The sequence below is a fragment of the uncultured Brachyspira sp. genome, from assembly GCF_934747485.1.
Classification (GTDB): Bacteria; Spirochaetota; Brachyspiria; order Brachyspirales; family Brachyspiraceae; genus Brachyspira.
The window spans coordinates 40,334-57,607 of record NZ_CAKVGN010000008.1 but is presented as its reverse complement, the minus strand read 5'-3'; the positions used below and the strand labels follow the sequence as shown (position 1 = coordinate 57,607).

General features: G+C 28.8%; 16 protein-coding genes. 2 read left to right on the top strand and 14 right to left on the bottom strand.

The features are described 5' to 3' along the window. Positions 1–220: 220 nt before the first annotated feature. The 11 genes from rpiB to ilvB all read right to left on the bottom strand — a co-directional run bounded on the left by rpiB (position 221) and on the right by ilvB (position 11,608). Complete coding sequence (rpiB, locus tag Q0H31_RS02810; protein ID WP_295295670.1) at positions 221–670, bottom strand: ribose 5-phosphate isomerase B; 450 nt, start codon at positions 668–670, stop codon at positions 221–223. A gap of 67 nt (positions 671–737) precedes the next feature. Beyond that, a complete protein-coding gene (locus tag Q0H31_RS02805; RefSeq protein ID WP_295295669.1) occupies positions 738–1,445 on the bottom strand; it encodes an acyl-ACP thioesterase domain-containing protein in 708 nt (235 codons plus the stop codon). Between the two features lie 525 nt (positions 1,446–1,970). Next, a complete protein-coding gene (gene pgeF, locus Q0H31_RS02800) occupies positions 1,971–2,684 on the bottom strand; it encodes a peptidoglycan editing factor PgeF (RefSeq protein WP_157148220.1) in 714 nt (237 codons plus the stop codon). Next, positions 2,677–2,913 carry a hypothetical protein gene (locus Q0H31_RS02795; RefSeq protein ID WP_013243145.1) on the bottom strand — a complete coding sequence of 79 codons (237 nt, stop codon included), beginning with the start codon at positions 2,911–2,913 and terminating at the stop codon, positions 2,677–2,679. The genes pgeF and Q0H31_RS02795 overlap by 8 nt, the downstream gene beginning before the upstream one ends. 139 nt (positions 2,914–3,052) lie before the next feature. Next, positions 3,053–4,141: a 3-isopropylmalate dehydrogenase gene (gene leuB / locus Q0H31_RS02790; protein ID WP_295295668.1), complete on the bottom strand. Its 1,089-nt coding sequence runs from the start codon at positions 4,139–4,141 to the stop codon at positions 3,053–3,055. An 18-nt stretch (positions 4,142–4,159) separates the two neighbouring features. Beyond that, on the bottom strand, positions 4,160–4,642 hold the full coding sequence (gene leuD, locus Q0H31_RS02785; protein WP_295295667.1) for a 3-isopropylmalate dehydratase small subunit: 483 nt from the start codon (positions 4,640–4,642) through the stop codon (positions 4,160–4,162). A 286-nt stretch (positions 4,643–4,928) separates the two neighbouring features. After that, positions 4,929–6,176: a 3-isopropylmalate dehydratase large subunit gene (gene leuC, locus Q0H31_RS02780; RefSeq protein WP_295295666.1), complete on the bottom strand. Its 1,248-nt coding sequence runs from the start codon at positions 6,174–6,176 to the stop codon at positions 4,929–4,931. A gap of 307 nt (positions 6,177–6,483) precedes the next feature. After that, on the bottom strand, positions 6,484–7,980 hold the full coding sequence (locus Q0H31_RS02775; protein WP_295295665.1) for a 2-isopropylmalate synthase: 1,497 nt from the start codon (positions 7,978–7,980) through the stop codon (positions 6,484–6,486). 348 nt (positions 7,981–8,328) lie between these two features. Then, entirely contained in the window at positions 8,329–9,324 is a 996-nt protein-coding gene (gene ilvC / locus Q0H31_RS02770) for a ketol-acid reductoisomerase (protein ID WP_015274006.1), read from the bottom strand. Positions 9,325–9,388: 64 nt separating this feature from the next. After that, complete coding sequence (gene ilvN, locus Q0H31_RS02765) at positions 9,389–9,916, bottom strand: acetolactate synthase small subunit (RefSeq protein ID WP_295295664.1); 528 nt, start codon at positions 9,914–9,916, stop codon at positions 9,389–9,391. A gap of 18 nt (positions 9,917–9,934) precedes the next feature. Beyond that, positions 9,935–11,608 carry a biosynthetic-type acetolactate synthase large subunit gene (gene ilvB / locus Q0H31_RS02760; protein WP_295295663.1) on the bottom strand — a complete coding sequence of 558 codons (1,674 nt, stop codon included), beginning with the start codon at positions 11,606–11,608 and terminating at the stop codon, positions 9,935–9,937. 395 nt (positions 11,609–12,003) lie between these two features. Here ilvB and Q0H31_RS02755 point away from each other — a divergent pair, with 395 nt between their 5' ends. Both Q0H31_RS02755 and Q0H31_RS02750 read left to right on the top strand, forming a co-directional pair. Beyond that, the gene (locus Q0H31_RS02755) at positions 12,004–12,312 is read left to right on the top strand and encodes a phasin family protein (protein WP_219695945.1); all 309 of its coding nucleotides are present in this window, start codon (positions 12,004–12,006) and stop codon (positions 12,310–12,312) included. Positions 12,313–12,352: 40 nt separating this feature from the next. Beyond that, positions 12,353–14,029 carry an AarF/ABC1/UbiB kinase family protein gene (locus tag Q0H31_RS02750; protein ID WP_295295662.1) on the top strand — a complete coding sequence of 559 codons (1,677 nt, stop codon included), beginning with the start codon at positions 12,353–12,355 and terminating at the stop codon, positions 14,027–14,029. Here Q0H31_RS02750 and Q0H31_RS02745 read toward each other — a convergent pair whose 3' ends face one another. From Q0H31_RS02745 to Q0H31_RS02735, 3 genes are read right to left on the bottom strand one after another with little or no spacing between them, the layout of a single operon-like run. After that, positions 14,030–14,707 (bottom strand): SH3 domain-containing protein, encoded by a 678-nt coding sequence (locus tag Q0H31_RS02745; protein WP_295295661.1) that lies wholly within the window; start codon positions 14,705–14,707, stop codon positions 14,030–14,032. It lies immediately after the preceding gene. Between the two features lie 13 nt (positions 14,708–14,720). Next, a complete protein-coding gene (locus Q0H31_RS02740; RefSeq protein ID WP_295295671.1) occupies positions 14,721–16,400 on the bottom strand; it encodes a BatD family protein in 1,680 nt (559 codons plus the stop codon). Further along, positions 16,384–17,259 (bottom strand): tetratricopeptide repeat protein, encoded by an 876-nt coding sequence (locus Q0H31_RS02735; RefSeq protein WP_295295660.1) that lies wholly within the window; start codon positions 17,257–17,259, stop codon positions 16,384–16,386. The genes Q0H31_RS02740 and Q0H31_RS02735 overlap by 17 nt, the downstream gene beginning before the upstream one ends. Positions 17,260–17,274: the final 15 nt, after the last annotated feature.

The window sequence follows — 17,274 nt, the reverse complement described above, 5'->3', positions numbered from 1 at the left end:
TTAGTTAATTAAATTATAAGGAATACCTGCTTTTTTTAAACTAAAAAACGTGCAATATGTATGGCTCCTAAACACATTATTTTCTTATTTTTATATATAATCTAAATATTATATTAAATTATTATAATCTTGATATATAGAAACTTTATAAAAAATAAAAGAGCTTTAAGTCAATAAAAACCTCAAAGCCCTTTTGTATTTAAATTAATTATATTCTAAATTAAATTTCTTCGCCGTTCTCTATTTTTGTAAGCAAGTCAACTCTCTTAGCATGTCTTCCGCCTTCATATTCAGCATCAAGCCATTCCTTAACAATCATCTTAGCCAAATCAACACCTACCACCCTAGCACCGAAAGCTATTATATTAGAATTATTATGCTGTTTAGAAAGTTTAGCAGAATAAGGCTCACTGCAAACTGCCGCCCTTATGCCTTTAACTTTATTAGCAGCAAGTGAAATACCTATACCAGTTCCGCATATCAAAACGCCGCATTCACATTCTTTACTTACAATGGCATCAGCAACTTTTTTTCCATATATTGGATAGTCAACACTTTCTGTAGTATGAGTACCATAATCAGTAACAGTATGCCCTAATTCCTCTAAATATTTTATTATCTCTTTTTTTAATTCAACAGCTGAATGATCGCAGCCTATAGCAATTTTCATAATTTTATTTCCTTTATATATTTTTTCTAATATTAAAATCAATTTATAATAAACAATGTAAAATTATTTATAAGATATAAGAAAATTCTAATATAGCATAAGTTTTATCATCTTCGCTATCAAACTTGAGTAAAACTTTATCATCAATTATAGCTTTCTTTACAACTATAGTATCCCCTAAAGCAGCAGGTACTCTGTATTCTATTCTTATTCTTTTATAATTATCTTCTACATAATCTATTGCCATATCAATATATCTTGCATTATTTACATGATTATTATCATCTATAAAATATTTTTTTACTTTAAATCTATCAACTTCTTTTAGACTATCATTATCAACTTTTATTTTTCTGGGTAAATAATTCATTTCCTGCTTTTCATCAAATTTAATTTTTTTAATAAAATCAGAAGGCACTCTAATCAAATTACCATTAGATAAATCAACAAACCCTCCTATGGCATAACAAATAACAAGCTCATTATAATTTTCATCATATATTACAGTATTTCTATATCCATATGCCTCATTACATTCATACACATAAGTGCGTACTATAACTTTATCGCTATACTTTGGAAGTTTATATATATCAACTTGCCTAGATACTAAAAACATACTCACATTATTTTCATTAAAATACTCTGTAAGCTCTTCTTCAGAATCTAATTGAAAAAATGAACAGTCCTGCATTAAATCAAATATTGATGAAGTTTTTAAAAGTCCATCTTTATCAATCTGACTAGTACCTACAACTGCTTTCATTTCATACATAATTAGTAAACCTTTTTAATTAAAATAATTTTAAATATTATAATACTAAAATAATAATTGTCAAAGCAATTAGACTTTCAGTTTTACACAGCCGCACGGTTAGCTTATTTCTTATATAATAAAAATTGTTTTAATTTAAATATTTTCTTTTATATAAAGAGTTCTTCGTGCGGTTAATAAAACTTTAAATTTAAAAAACTCTAGGGTGGGAAGCTATAAATTTCTATTTAGATTATTAAAATAAATAAAATTATAATTTAAAAAAACAAACATTAAATCTTAAGGGTGGGGAGTGAGAATAATTTTTTTTACACACCCCGCCCTTTTATATATTCTTCTTAATTTAGTAAATATAGTTATTTGTTTTTTAACACTAAAAAAGAAAAAGCATACCCACCCAAGTTTTGATTAGATTAAATGCTAAATTTACCGCACGGTTAATAATATTTCATAAATAGAAAAATTAAAAAATAATATTATTACAAATTATAAAATCTATTTAGCGTGCGGTTAAAAAGATTAGAATTATAATAATACCCCAATAGTAAGCATTCTTCCAATCTGAAGAGCATCTCTCCTATAAGAATAAAAATTATCATCATAACTATTGAGATTAGATAGTTCAATATTATTCTCTAAAATACCGCATTTTATCATTTGACTCTTTACTTCTAAACCATTATCAATATGCCATTTATTATTAATTATAGTTTTATTTTTGAAATGAATTGCTACTTCTTCTCCAACTTCATAATCTTTTAAAGCTATGTATGGACCAATATAGGCATACATTTTAGAAGGGTTTGCATTATATTCTTTTATCATAATATTAATAGTTTTTTCTGTAATATTTTGAACAGTGCCTCTCCAACCAGAGTGAATTGCAGCCATAGAATTACTTTCACTGCAATAAAGTATTATAGGAACACAATCAGCTGTTTGAACTACTAAAGGAATATTTTTTAAGTTAGTTATTATAGCATCGGTTTCTTTAACTAATTTTTCTCTGCTTCCAAATGAATTAATATTAGTTTCATCTATTTTTACTATATTATCCTTATGGACTTGATTCATAAAAATGGCTTTATTAATATCAAAACCAATAGTATTAAAAAAAGTCTTCTCTTGATTGTCTCTATATTCTAAAGTAATCTCTTTAGGATTTACATTTGATTCTTTAGAAAGCACAGCTATATATATATTATCATTTTTATTATTAGGATAATAAATATTATGCATTCTTTAACCTTTTAATCTCCGCCTCTAATTCTTTTACTTTATTAGTAAGGTCTTTAGTTTCGCTTCTTGATTGTTCCATAATATTTTCATACAAAACAAAAAATTTCTGTGCATATTCCAATTTTTGCTTTAATTCATTTATCTCTTCTTTATAGATGTCTATTTTAGAAGCGAGAAGTTTATTATCTTCCTGCAATTCTAAAATAGTTTCTTTATCATTATATTCCACTTATACAAATCCTAATTTTTTCTATATATAATATAATTATGTACATTAAAACTGAATTGTCAAGTTAAATTACATAATTATATTATCATAATCAAATAAATATGAACTATAATACAAATAATTATTTAACAATTAATTATTATATATTAGATACAATAATATCTGATATTTCAGAACATTTTACTAACTTGTATAAATTAGATATATTTTTATCTTTAGGCATAATATCTATAGTTCTATAACCTTCTTCTATAGTTTTATAAACAGCATTTTCTATATTTTCTGCCTCTTTATCCAAATTAAAAGAATGCCTAAACATCATAGCAAGAGAAAGTATAGTACCTATAGGATTAACCAAATCCTTACCTGCAATATCAGGGGCAGAACCATGAATAGGCTCATACATACCAACAGTATTATCAGCAAGACTTGCAGAAGGAGCCATACCTATAGAACCAGTTATAACGCTAGCCTCATCAGAAAGTATATCTCCAAACATGTTTTCTGTAACTATAATACCAAATTGAGAAGGATTAGCAATAATCTGCATAGCAGCATTGTCAACATACATATCATTATATTTAATGTCGCTATATTCTTTTGATAAATTATTCATAACCTCACGCCACAACTTAGAAGTATGAAGTACATTAGCTTTATCAACAGAAGTTAAAGGCTTTTTAAGTTTTCTAGCCATCTCAAAAGCAACCTTACCTATTCTTTTTATTTCATTTTCATCATAAGGCATAATGTCTATTGCTTTTTTTGTGTTATTAGTGTTTTCAAATTTATGCTCTCCAAAGTATACGCCACCAGTAAGCTCTCTCACTATAACAAAATCTATATCATTTTTAGTGATAATCTCTTTTAGAGGAGAAGCATATTCTAATGGTTTAAGCATTTTTATAGGTCTAATATTGGCATAAAGCCCCATACCTTTTCTTAATTTAAGAAGCCCCTTCTCTGGTCTATTCTCAGGAAGAACATTATCCCATTTAGGACAACCAACAGCACCCAAAAGCACAGAATCAGAATATTTGCATTTTTCTAAATTTTCATCAGTAAGAGGCACTCCATATTTATCTATAGAAGCCCCGCCCATATCAACATATTCTAAATTGAATTTATGAGAATATTTTTGCTCTATTTTTTTTAATACATCAATAGCCTTAGAAATAATTTCAGGACCAACACCGTCCCCTTCAATAACAACAATATTTTTTTCCATAAATAATTATCCCTTAAATTAATTTTTTAAAGAGTTCAAAAGCCCATTAGAGTTAATAATATTTTTTATAAACTCTGGGAAAGGCTCTGCTTTGTAGCTTTCATTTTTAGTTATGTTTGTAATAATACCGCTGTCAAAATCAACTTCAGCCTCATCACCAGCATTTATTTTTTTACTAGCCTCATCGCATTCTAATATAGCAAGCCCTATGTTAATAGAGTTCCTATAAAATATTCTAGCAAAAGATGAAGCTATAACGCAGGATATACCAGATTCTTTAATAGCAATAGGAGCATGCTCTCTTGAAGAACCGCAGCCGAAATTCTCTCCTCCAACCATTATATCGCCTACTTTAGCCTTGCCTACAAAATCTTTATCAATATCTTCCATACAATGAGAAGCCAACTCTTTATGATTAGCAGTATTTAAATATCTTGCAGGAATGATAACATCAGTATCAACATTATCTCCATATTTATGAACGAAACCTTTAGCTTTCATATTATCTCCTAATTTAATTATTATTAATAATAAATACGGCTATAAAAACTACATTCCTAAAAACTTTCAGCCGTAAAATTAGTAATGAACAATTTTTTAATTTATCAATTTTTTGTTGTTCTTTTTCCCGCCGCAAAAAGAACCAAAAAGTGCAAGTATAAAAATTAATGTCAAATAATACTAATTTTATCTTTAATAAGATAAATTATTAAATTTAAGCTAAAATATAAATTTATTTTAACAAATTATATTTTATTATAATATTATAACAATTATTACATTTTTATCACTTAGGCTCTGTTATGTATCCTGTCAAAGCACTATATGCTGCTGTAGCAGGACTAGCCAAATATACTTTTGAAGTTTTATCTCCCATTCTTCCAACAAAGTTTCTATTAGTTGTGGTAACAGCAACCTCATCATGTGCAAGTATTCCCATATAACCACCCAAACAAGGTCCGCATGTAGGAGTAGATACTGCACAACCAGCGTCAATAAATATATCCATATAACCTAATTTTATGCACTCTTTATAAACTTTTTGTGTAGCAGGAATAATTATGCATCTTACATTCTTAGCTACTTTTTTTCCTTTAAAAATGTTGGCAGCTATAGCCATGTCGGATAATCTTCCATTAGTACAAGAACCTATAACAACCTGATCAACTTTTATGTCTTTTAATTCTTTAGCTTCTTTTGTGTTTTCAGGTAAATGCGGGCAAGCAACTGTAGGCTCAATTGCAGATAAATCAATATCATACTCTTTTTCGTATACTGCATCATCATCAGCTTTAAAAATAGTATAATCTCTTTTTACTATGTCTTTTAAGAATTCTATAGTTTTGTCATCAACTTCAAATATTCCGTTTTTAGCACCCGCCTCAATAGCCATATTAGAAATACAAGCCCTGTCGTCCATAGTAAGAGATGAAACACCTTCTCCCCTAAACTCCATTGACTTATATAATGCTCCGTCAACTCCTATCATACCTATAATATGAAGTATAACATCTTTACCAGATACATTTGGCTTTAACTCTCCTTTAAGATTAAACTTAATAGCAGCAGGCACCTTAAACCAAACCTTTCCAGTAGCCATAGCAGCCGCCATATCAGTGCTTCCAACACCAGTAGAAAAAGCACCAAAAGCCCCATAAGTACAAGTATGAGAATCCGCCCCAATTATAACTTCACCGGGAGCAACTAACCCCTTTTCTGGTAAAAGTGCATGCTCAACACCCATATCACCCACATCATAATAATGAGTAATATCATGCTTATTAGCAAAATCCCTACATTGTTTGCACTGCTCTGCAGCTTTAATGTCTTTGTTTGGAGCAAAATGGTCCATAACCAAAGCTATTTTTTCTTTGTCAAATACCTTATTAAAACCATACTTTTCAAATTCATTTATAGCAACAGGACTTGTTATATCATTACCTAAAACTAAATCGGTTCTAACCATTATAAGCTCACCTGCTTCAACTTTGTCAACACCAGCATGTGCAGCTAAAATCTTTTGTGTGATAGTCATGTTCATATCCTTAAATTAATTTATACTAAAAATTATTTTTATTATTTGCAGGGGCTAGCCCCCGCACCCCCAGTTCTTTTACCGAGTAGGTACCTTTCGGTATTGGTATAAAAGAACCAAAAGAACTGCATTTTAAAATTTAGGTATTATAAAAATATATATTTTTTATTTATAAAAATTACAACCTACATTCATAGAAAACTAACAAAAACACAATTACTTTAGTTTACATAAAAATGATTTACAATTATATCATAAAAAAGGGCTTTTACAATCTATAAAAAATTGCATAAGCCCTATATGAAAATTATAATTTATTCAAACCATTAATATAAGCCATCAAACTTGCCTGTATAATATCTGTACTTACAGCTCTTCCAATAACTGTTTTGTCATCAGAAGCAAGTCTTACAATAACCTCTCCTAAAGCATCTTCGCCTTCTGTAATAGCATTAATAGTATATGTAACCAATTTAGCTCTATTTGATGTTACAGAGTCAATAGCTCCAAATGCAGCATCAATAGGTCCGTTACCCTTTCCTATAGCCTCAACAACATTGTCTTTATTGTCAATTATAGATACAGAAGCAAAAGAAGATATTGAATCACTGTCATTAACCATAAAGCTTTTTAATGTGTAGGTAGGATTTTCTATATTTGTATTTCCTATCAATAATGCTTCAATGTCAGAATCTGTAACTACTTTTTTCTTGTCTGCCAAAGCCTTAAACTCTACAAACTTATCTTCTAAAACTTTATCATCAATATCATAGCCCAAAGATTCAATTCTGTCTTTAAAAGCATGTTTACCAGAATGTTTACCTAATACCATTTTGTTTTGAGGTATGCCTATATCTTCAACATTCATAATCTCATAAGTAGAACGCTCTTTTAATACGCCATGTTGGTGAATACCAGCCTCATGAGCAAAAGCATTAGCTCCCACTATAGCCTTATTAGGAGCAACCACCATACCAGAAATTGTAGACAATAATTTTGACACTTTATAAATGCGTTTAGTGTTAATATCAGTATATGCATTATAAAAATCTTTTCTTGTTTTTATGCCCATTACAATCTCTTCTAAACTTGCATTGCCTGCACGTTCCCCTATACCATTAATAGTACATTCTACCTGAGTAGCACCAGCTAACACTGCAGATAAAGAATTAGCAGTACCAAGTCCTAAATCATCATGACAATGCACAGATATATCAACATTCTCTATGCCCTTAACATTTTCTTTTAAATATTTTATTAAGTCAGCCATCTCTATAGGAGTGGTATATCCAACAGTATCAGGAACATTTATAGTAGTAGCACCGTTTTCTATAGCAACAGAATAAGCCTTAGCTAAAAATTCTCTGTCGCTTCTTGATGCATCTTCAGCAGAAAACTCTATAAACTCGAATTTGGTTTTAGCATAAGAAACAGATTCTTTTATAGTTTCTAATACTTGCTCTCTGGTCATCTCTAATTTATGCTTTAAGTGTATATCACTTGTAGCTATAAACGTATGAAGCATAGGGTGTTTTGCCTCAGCAAGTGCCTCATAAGCTCTGTCTATATCTTTTTTGTTGCATCTTGCTAAGCTTACCAATTTTGCATTTTCTACAACCTTGCTTACTTCTCTTATGGCATTGAAATCATCATCAGAACATATAGCAAAACCTGCTTCTATTATATCAACGCCTAATTTATCTAATTCAGCTGCCATCTCTAATTTTTCAGCCAAATTCATAGTACAACCGGGAGACTGCTCTCCATCTCTTAAAGTAGTATCAAAAATTTTAATCTTTCTCATTGTTAAAACCTTTTTATAAAATAACCATTGTATAATTAAATATTTTTATTGTTTGTATAAAAATTGTTTATTTTTTCTTGTTCTTTTTCCCGCAGCAAAAAGAACCAAAAAGTGCAAAATAGTATATATAAAAAATATAAATTATCTTTTATATATTAAAATGATTTATTAAATTACTATCAAATGCAGTCCTTTTGCTTCTTTGGGCCACCAAAAGAAGTAGGGGTTCGGGGACTAGTCCCCGAAAATAACAAAAATATAAAAACTAATTTACAACAAAGTTAAAAATATTCAGTATATAAACAAAACTCCAATATAAAAATATTTAATTATAAGTTTGGATAAAAATTACTTTTTAATCCAGCTCATCATCTTTCTTAACTCTGCACCGACTTTCTCTAATTTATGCTCACTCTCTAATCTCTTAGTAGCATTAAATTTAGCCTTGCGTCCTGCACTAAACTCTTGAATAAACTCACTAGCAAAAGTTCCGTCCTGTATCTCTCTCAATACTTTTTTCATCTCTTTTCTAGTTTCATCTGTTATCATTCTTCTGCCAGTTCTATAATCTCCATATTCAGCAGTGTTTGAAATAGAATATCTCATCATAGCAAAACCGCCAGAATATATTAAATCAACAATTAACTTCATTTCATGTATACATTCAAAATAAGCCATTTCTGGTTCATAACCTGCTTCTACTAAAGTGTCAAAACCAGCTTTCATTAGCTCTGTAACACCTCCGCATAATACTGCCTGCTCACCAAAAAGGTCAGTTTCAGTTTCTTCTCTGAAAGTAGTCTCAAGTATACCAGCACGTCCCGCACCTATTCCAGAAGCATAAGCCAATGCATAATCTTTAGCTCTTCCGCTTTTATCTTGATAAACAGCTATTAAACTAGGAACCCCTCTTCCTTCTAAATACTGACTTCTTACAGTGTGTCCAGGTCCTTTTGGAGCTACCATTATAACATCTATATCTTTAGCAGGTACTACAAATTGAAAATGAATATTAAATCCATGAGCAAACATTAACACATTGCCCTCTTTCATATATGGAGCTACCTGACTATTATAAATATCAGCAGCAACCTCATCTGGTACAAGCATCATTACTATATCAGCAGCCTTAGCAGCTTCTGATACTTCCATTACTTTAAATCCTGCCTCTTCTGCTTTTTTGCAATTAGCACTGTCTTTTCTAAGTCCTACTATAACATTCATTCCGCTGTCTTTTAGGTTCTGTGCATGAGCATGTCCTTGACTGCCGTATCCCATTATAGCTATAGTTTTTCCGTCTAATAATCCTAAGTTACAATCAGCATCATAATATTTTTTTATCATTTTATTTCTCCTTATATTTGTTTTTTAGTTTTATTAAAATATTTATTAAAATTATTAAAAATTATTAAAACTCAAAATTATTTATTATATTCATATCAGGAACATCATCACCCAGTTGTATAGATGTTACCCCTGTCCTTGAAAGCTCTAATATATTGAAATCTTTTAAAGCCTCTAAATAACCGTCTATTATAGAAGCAGAAGCAGTAATTTCAACTATCATACTCTTACTTCCTATATCAAGTATAAGTCCATTATGAGCATTAGTGATATCGCAAACTCTGCGTTTATTAGAATCATCTATCTCTATTTTTACCAACAACAAATCTCTTATTATGCTGTTACAATGATCTATCAAATGAACTGAATGAACCTCTATAAGTTTAGAAGTTTGCTTCATAATTTGTGTAATATGCAAATCATCTCCCTCTGTAACTATAGTCATTCTTGATATACTTGGAACACAAGTTACAGAACAAGTAATAGTTTCTATATTAAAACCCTTTTGACTAAATAATAAAGTTATTCTGTTTAATACACCAGAACTATTATCTACAAATAAAACTAAAACCCTTCTTTGTTTATTATTCATTTTTAGCTCCTACTATTATTAATCTACTATTATATCATCTATAGTTCCGCCAGCTGGAATCATAGGTAAAACTCTCAAATCTTTATCTATAACACATTCTATCCAAACAGGACATTTACATTTTAATGCCTCTTCAAAAGCATTTTCAAATTCGCTTATAGTTTCGCATCTAAACCCCTTAGCCCCAAAACCTTCAGCTACTTTAACATAATCCATTTTTTTATTGATATCAGTGCTTGAATATCTAGATTCATAAAATATTGTCTGCCATTGTCTTACCATACCCAATGTGCTGTTATTTAGTATTATAGTGATAATAGGCAAATTATATTCAACGGCAGTAGATACTTCGTTTAAATTCATATAAAAAGAACCATCTCCTGTTATATGTATTACTCTCCTATTTGGATTAGCAACTTGAACACCTAAAGCTGCCCCATATCCAAATCCCATAGTTCCCAAACCTCCGCTTGTTATAAAACTCCTTGGCTTAGTATGGCGTATATATTGAACTGCCCACATCTGATGCTGACCTACATCTGTAACATAAATAGCATCATCTTTAGTTTTATCTCCTATTATATTCATAACCCTGCTTGGATAAATTCCATCTTTATTAGTGTTTCTCTTAGAATTTTCTTCTTTTTCTTTTGATATTAAATCAGATAAATATTTTACCCATTCATCATCTTTCACTCTTTTAACAAGTTTATTAAATCTATCTAACACATCATTTAAATCGCCTATTATACTATAATCAACATTAACGTTTTTATTAATCTCGCTTCTGTCAATATCTATATGCACCTTTTTGGCAACACCTCCAAATTTAGAAGTATTCAAAGCAACTCTGTCGCTAAATCTTGTTCCCACAGCAAGTATTAAATCAGCTTCATTCATAACCTTATTAGCAGTAGCAGAACCATGCATTCCAAGTAAGCCAATATTTAATTTCTCATTATAACCCAATACACCTGCCCCCATCAATGTATGAACCGATGGTATATTTGAGTTAATCATAAACTCTCTTAATTTGTCGCTTGAATCTTTAGCCCCGCCCCCAAAATATATAATAGGTCTTTTAGATTCATTTATTAATTTTGCTACTTCTTTTATTGTGTTTTCATCTTCAGAACTTATTTGAACTGGTTTTGGAGTAAATTTTGGTTTGCTTACGAATTCTGTTTCTGCTATAGTTATATTTTTTGGTATATCTATTAAAACAGGTCCCTTTCTTCCAGTATTTGCTATATAAAAAGCTTTTCTAATTGTATTAGCCAAATCATTAATATCTCTAACAACGAAATTATGTTTTGTAATAGTCATTGTTATTCCAGCAATATAAACCTCTTGAAAAGAATCTTTCCCTATTAAACTTGTAGGCACATTTGCTGTAATAGCAATCAAAGGCACACTATCCATATATGCTGTAGCTAATGGTGTTACTAAGTTGGTTGCCCCCGGTCCGCTTGTTGCAATTACAACACCTGTTTTACCGCTTGCTCTTGCATATCCGTCAGCAGCATGACAAGCCCCAGCTTCATCAACCGGCATTATATGCCTTATTTTATCTCTATATTTATAAATAGTATCATATATATTTAAAGCAGCTCCGCCGGGATAACCAAATACAGTGTCTACCCCCTCTTCTATCAAAACTTCAATTAAGATATCTGAACCATTCAATTGCATAAAAATCTCCTAAAATCTACTAATTCTATATATAGTATTGTAAATATATACAAATACAACAGAATACAATTTATTATTTTTGTTATTTTTATATGTGTGTATTATTTTTTATAATAGAAACTTTACAGGATAATAATGAGAGATAGGAGAATAATAGATATGTTAGTTTGATTGAAATGTTTGAAAAATGACTTCATTCATCTTCTCCTTATCTTATTTTTGAATATATTATATAATACTTCTAATAATATTGCAATAGCAAAAAACAAATAATTTAATAAAAAAATATATGATTTAATAAAATATAACACTAATATGTAATTTGAGAGTGTTGACTTTTTATTAAAAAAAAAGATAATAATAAGTAAATTAATATTTTTTAAGGGGGAATAATTATGGGTATTTCAGACGAAATAAAATCTGGTATTTATACTGGTATAGGTTTTATGCTTAAAGGCAAAGAAAAAGTGGAAGAGGCAGCAAAAGAGTTTATAAAAGATAAGAATATGAGTACAGAAGAAGGCGAGAAATTTGTAAAAGAAATGGTTAGCAAGGCTAATGAAACTAAAGAAGAAATAACTCAATATTTAGATGAAAGAATAAAAACTACTATGGATAAAGCTGGATATGTAAAAAAAGAAGAATATGATGCTATAAAAAAGGAATTAGAAGAATTAAAAAGCAAAATAAATAATCAGCAGTAAATTATAAACACTATTAATAATTATAAAATTGGGGCATATTGTGAAGGGGAAAAAATCTTTAAATAGGACAAAAGAAATTATATCAGTTATAATGGCATATGGTTTTAAAGATATAATTGCTGTTACTCCTATATTAAAATTGGTAAAAAATCCAATACAAAAATTTAATGTAAAATATAAAGGAGTGGATTTAAGAAGCTATACACGAGGTCAGAGAATAAGAATGGCTTGCGAAGAACTCGGAACCACATTTGTAAAGTTAGGGCAAATACTTTCAAACAGAAGCGATATACTTCCAAAAGACATCATTGAAGAACTAAAAAAACTTCAAAATAATGTTAAGCCTTTCGATGAAAAAGAAGCTGTAGCTATAGTAGAACAAGAATTACAAAAACCTATAAATGAAGCTTTTCAATCTTTTGACACTACACCTAAAGCAAGTGCCTCAATTTCTCAAGTACATATTGCTGTATTAAAAACAGGTGAAAAAGTTGCTATAAAAATAAAAAGACCAAACATAGAAGAAAATATACTTAATGATATTGAAATAATAACTTGGCTTTCTTCTATATTAGAAAAATATAATGAAGAGTTTGCTTTAATAAGACCGGAAAAATTAATAAAGGCTTTTAAAAATCAGCTTTTACAGGAATTAGATTTTAATTTTGAAAAAAACAATACTATAAAATTTCAAAAGTTTTTCAAAAATAATAAAAATATAAAAATAGCTAAAATCTACGAAGAATATAGTACAAAAAACATATTAACTATGGAATATATAGAAGGAATTAAAATCTCTGATATTAGTCCTGATGATACAAAATATGATAGAAAAAAATTAGTTTCTATTGGCGTTGATTGTGTATTAGAACAGATATTTAAATTAGGTTTCTTTCATGCCGACCCTCATCCGGGAAATTTAATGGCTTTGGATAATAATGTATTATGTTTTTTAGATTTTGGTATGATAGGTTTTATTCCTCCTACTTCAAAAGAGGCTTTCTCTTCTCTTATAATGAGTATCAATAATGCTGATTATATTAATCTTTCTAAAGCTGTATTAGATTTATGCGATCATAGCGAAATACAAAATATGGAAGATTTTAATATGGCTATATTTATGCTTATAAACAAATATATAGATATGCCGTTAGAAAACATTAATATAGAAGATATATTCAATGAACTTATATCTATAATAAGAGAGTTTAGGCTAATGCTCTCTGGAAATATAATGCTTCTTATAAAATCTTTAATAGTATTAGAAGGTGTTGGAAGAGATTTAGATAAAGACCTTAAATTAGTAGAACATATAAAACCTTTTGCTTTTAAGTATGTTAAAGAACAATTAAAACCTGATAATTTATTAAAACAATCAAGAAATTTAATTAATGATTATTTTCATGTTTTAAAAAATGTGCCTTCAGATTTGGGTGAAGTTATAAGCCTAATGAAAAAAGGAAATATTAGAATACAGCTTGAACATAAAAAACTTGATACTCTTGCAAACACTTTAGACAGTTTGGGAGACAGATTAAGCTATTCTATAGTATTAGCTTCATTAATTATTTCAAGCGGACTTATAATAGCTACAAAAATGCCTCCGCTAATACATGGAATATCATTAGTTGGGCTTGTGGGGTTTTTATTATCTGGAATCATGGGTTTTATTATGATTATAAGCAGATTTATAAGAAAGTATGTAAAGAAAAAATAATTATATCTTCTCTAAATACTCTTTGTTAATCCAGCCTTTTGATATGCCGTTAACATAATACCAATTAGAAGACTCTTTTATCACTCTAAATTTTTCACCCTCATACACACTAGAAACTATATCAGATTTTAAACTGCTTCCGCTATATATGTTGGTGTTTTTTACAATTATGACATAATCTGATTTTATAGTGTTATATGAGTATATAGAAAATACAAGTAAAATAGCAGATACAATTAATAATAACCAATTTGTGTTTTTCTTTTTAATAAATGATACAAATAAAAACACAGTAAAAAATACAAACAAAACCAAACTTATATAAAAACCAATTATATAAAAAGAATCATAATCTTTTCTTTCTGTTATTTTATTTATATTGTTTTTAATCTCTTTATCGAAAGGCTCTATATTCAAAGCCCTCTCATACCATAATACAGCATAGCCATTACTATTAATCTCATAATATGAAGAAGCTAAATTATAATACAAATCTTTAGACACCACATTAGAACTTACTAAATTAAGATACAAATTATTAGCCTCTATATACATTCCTTGATTATATAAATCATTTGCATTTTTAAATATATTATTAATATTCTCCAAATCATTTTGAGCAAAAATTAAATTGCATCCAAAAAGTAAAAACATTATAATATTTTTTTTAATATCCATAAATAAAAGCTCACTACTTTTTTTTGTTAATGCTAGTAATTATCTCAATAGCCTTACTATGATAATCTATATTTTCAGTAGATTTATTTCCAGAATAAAGTTCTCTCTCACAAGAATCTATTATATATTTTATCTCTTTTATTTTCTCCTCTTCTACCTTGCCCTTTAATTGCAAATAAATATCTTTAGAGTTTATATTCAATTTATTTTTAATCTCTTTTTCAATATAGGAAACAACACTTTTGCAATACTCTTCTCTATTTCCTTCGTTATAATTTGCAATCATAACACTAATACCAGATTCTTTATCGTTATTTGAAGAAGCTAAAGCTAATGTTTTAATCTTCTTTGAAAACACTATAACAAAAGAAAATACTATTAAAATAAGTATATAAATATAAATAATATTAATATTCAATAAATTAAAAGGCTTTTCATTTTTAATATAAGTATCTTTAATATTAATGATGTTAGGCTGATTATTATTATCAACAAAATGAGAAGAGCCCATATTTCCGCCCATCATAGTAAAAGATATATTGCCTGAATAAACATTACTATAGCTTTTAGCCTCTGGAGAAAAATAACAAAAAGCTATATTTGACAAACTAAACTCTCCGCTGTTAGTTGCAACCATCACATATTGTTTTGTTTTTTTAGCCATCATTTTATCATCTTCAAACCAATTAGTTTCGTATGTTTTAGGCTGATAAACAGAAAAATATTTATTTATGTTTGTATCAATACTAGGCATATTTATAATAGAAGTATTTCCCTCACCAAAAACCTCTAAACTAAGAACAACCTCTTCACCTATTTTTAAATTAGTTTTATTAGCCTTAACTGTAAAATCAAACTCTCCAACACCTCCAGAAAAGTCTTTGTACCCAGTATTATCAGGAAGAGGAAGCACCTTTATATTATACTCTTCTTCTCCATAAAGCACCCTGTCAAAAAACATATTATTCTTTTCAAAAACAAACTCTGTAGTGATAATGCTTTTATCTCCATCTTTTAAAGCATATAAAACCTCTTTTTTTAATGGTATAACACTCACCCTCTTTCCGTCAATTATCTCTGTAAAGGAATTATATTCAGAATAATCTGTATAAGAAATAAAATCTGTTCTGTCAGCTATTTTAGATATGCCAACCACATTAACAGGAACATGAGTATATGCCCTTTGTGTAATATATATAGGTTCATACAAATATACTTCTTTTTTATTTATAGTGTTTTCAACATGTATATCTTCAGAATAATTCATAAAGCTCTCAAAAGAATCAGAATCAGGAGCATCGCTTTGCCTTTCTCTCACAGGCTCATCTACAACCTCTAAAGTAACAGGATTTGCTTTGTAAGTTGTATTATCTATTTTTACAGTGATATTATCTATTTTATATATCCCAACTCTGTTTGCCACATAAGTATAGCTATAGGTTTGAATGGATTTAAAAGTCCCCCCGCTTAATGTCATATTTCTTGTTTGCGAAGTTCCTCTCAATAATAAACCATCTATATTTGGTATGGTAACTTTACCTTTTGTATTATTAATAGTTACAGATAAACTAAAAACTTCCCCAACACCTATTTTTTCATCAGAGAGTTTAGCGGTAATTGTAGTTTGAGAAAATAAGGCAGAAACATTCAATAAAAATAATATAGCAGCTATTACTTTACCAGTCTTTATCAATTCTTCCTCCGCCGTAATATTGGTCATCATTTTCTTTATCTTTTCTATATTGTCTCAAAGAATCTAAAAGTCTATCGATATCAGTTTGAGTGTTTTTCTCTTCATCATCTCTGTTGTCGTTTCCATTATTATTATCTTGATTATTCTGATTATTATTTTCTTGGTTATCGTTATTATTTTGATTGTTATTTTCTTGATTATCATTATTCTGATTGTTTTCATTATTGTTTTGATTATCTTGATTATTATTATCTTGATTATTCTGATTATTGTCTTGATTATTATTATTGTTTTGATTGTTCTGATTATTTTGATTATTATTATCCTGATTATTTTGATTAGAGTTGGCATCATCTTGATTATCATTATTATTGTTCTGAGCACTCTCACCGCTATTTTTTTTCTGTTCTTCTAATTTCTTTTTAGCATATTCTAAAGCACTCTTTGCATTATTATCATTAGGATTATTTACCAAAGCTTCTATCAACTCTTCTATAGCACCAGCATAATCTTCCATTTCTATTTTGCTTATGCCGGCATTATAATAAGTTGAGCTTTTTATATCTTTAGAAGTTTTTTCTGTAAAATTTTTTTTAGCCATATCAAAGGCTTGAACTGCTGAGTCCATTTCCCCCATAGAAGATAAAGTAGTACCCATATTATAATAAATTTCAGGAGACGTAGGCAGTTTACTTAAAGCCTTCTCATACAAACTTATAGCATTATCATAATCGCCTTTTCTTAATAATCTGTTAGCCCTATCAACATCAATTTTAGCTGTAAACTCATTTAAAGAAAAAGCATAGGAGCTTGAGAATAATATTAAAAATAACAGTAATACTTTTATTCTAAACAGCACAATATAAATCACCTA

What these genes read in the sequence shown, in the direction of transcription:
- rpiB (WP_295295670.1), bottom strand. Translation starts at nt 670, where the DNA reads ATGAAAATTGCTATAGGCTGCGATCATTCAGCTGTTGAATTAAAAAAA.
- Q0H31_RS02805 (WP_295295669.1), bottom strand. Translation starts at nt 1,445, where the DNA reads ATGTATGAAATGAAAGCAGTTGTAGGTACTAGTCAGATTGATAAAGAT.
- pgeF (WP_157148220.1), bottom strand. Translation starts at nt 2,684, where the DNA reads ATGCATAATATTTATTATCCTAATAATAAAAATGATAATATATATATA.
- leuB (WP_295295668.1), bottom strand. Translation starts at nt 4,141, where the DNA reads ATGGAAAAAAATATTGTTGTTATTGAAGGGGACGGTGTTGGTCCTGAA.
- leuD (WP_295295667.1), bottom strand. Translation starts at nt 4,642, where the DNA reads ATGAAAGCTAAAGGTTTCGTTCATAAATATGGAGATAATGTTGATACT.
- leuC (WP_295295666.1), bottom strand. Translation starts at nt 6,176, where the DNA reads ATGACTATCACACAAAAGATTTTAGCTGCACATGCTGGTGTTGACAAA.
- Q0H31_RS02775 (WP_295295665.1), bottom strand. Translation starts at nt 7,980, where the DNA reads ATGAGAAAGATTAAAATTTTTGATACTACTTTAAGAGATGGAGAGCAG.
- ilvC (WP_015274006.1), bottom strand. Translation starts at nt 9,324, where the DNA reads ATGATAAAAAAATATTATGATGCTGATTGTAACTTAGGATTATTAGAC.
- ilvN (WP_295295664.1), bottom strand. Translation starts at nt 9,916, where the DNA reads ATGAATAATAAACAAAGAAGGGTTTTAGTTTTATTTGTAGATAATAGT.
- ilvB (WP_295295663.1), bottom strand. Translation starts at nt 11,608, where the DNA reads ATGCAATTGAATGGTTCAGATATCTTAATTGAAGTTTTGATAGAAGAG.
- Q0H31_RS02755 (WP_219695945.1), top strand. Translation starts at nt 12,004, where the DNA reads ATGGGTATTTCAGACGAAATAAAATCTGGTATTTATACTGGTATAGGT.
- Q0H31_RS02745 (WP_295295661.1), bottom strand. Translation starts at nt 14,707, where the DNA reads ATGGATATTAAAAAAAATATTATAATGTTTTTACTTTTTGGATGCAAT.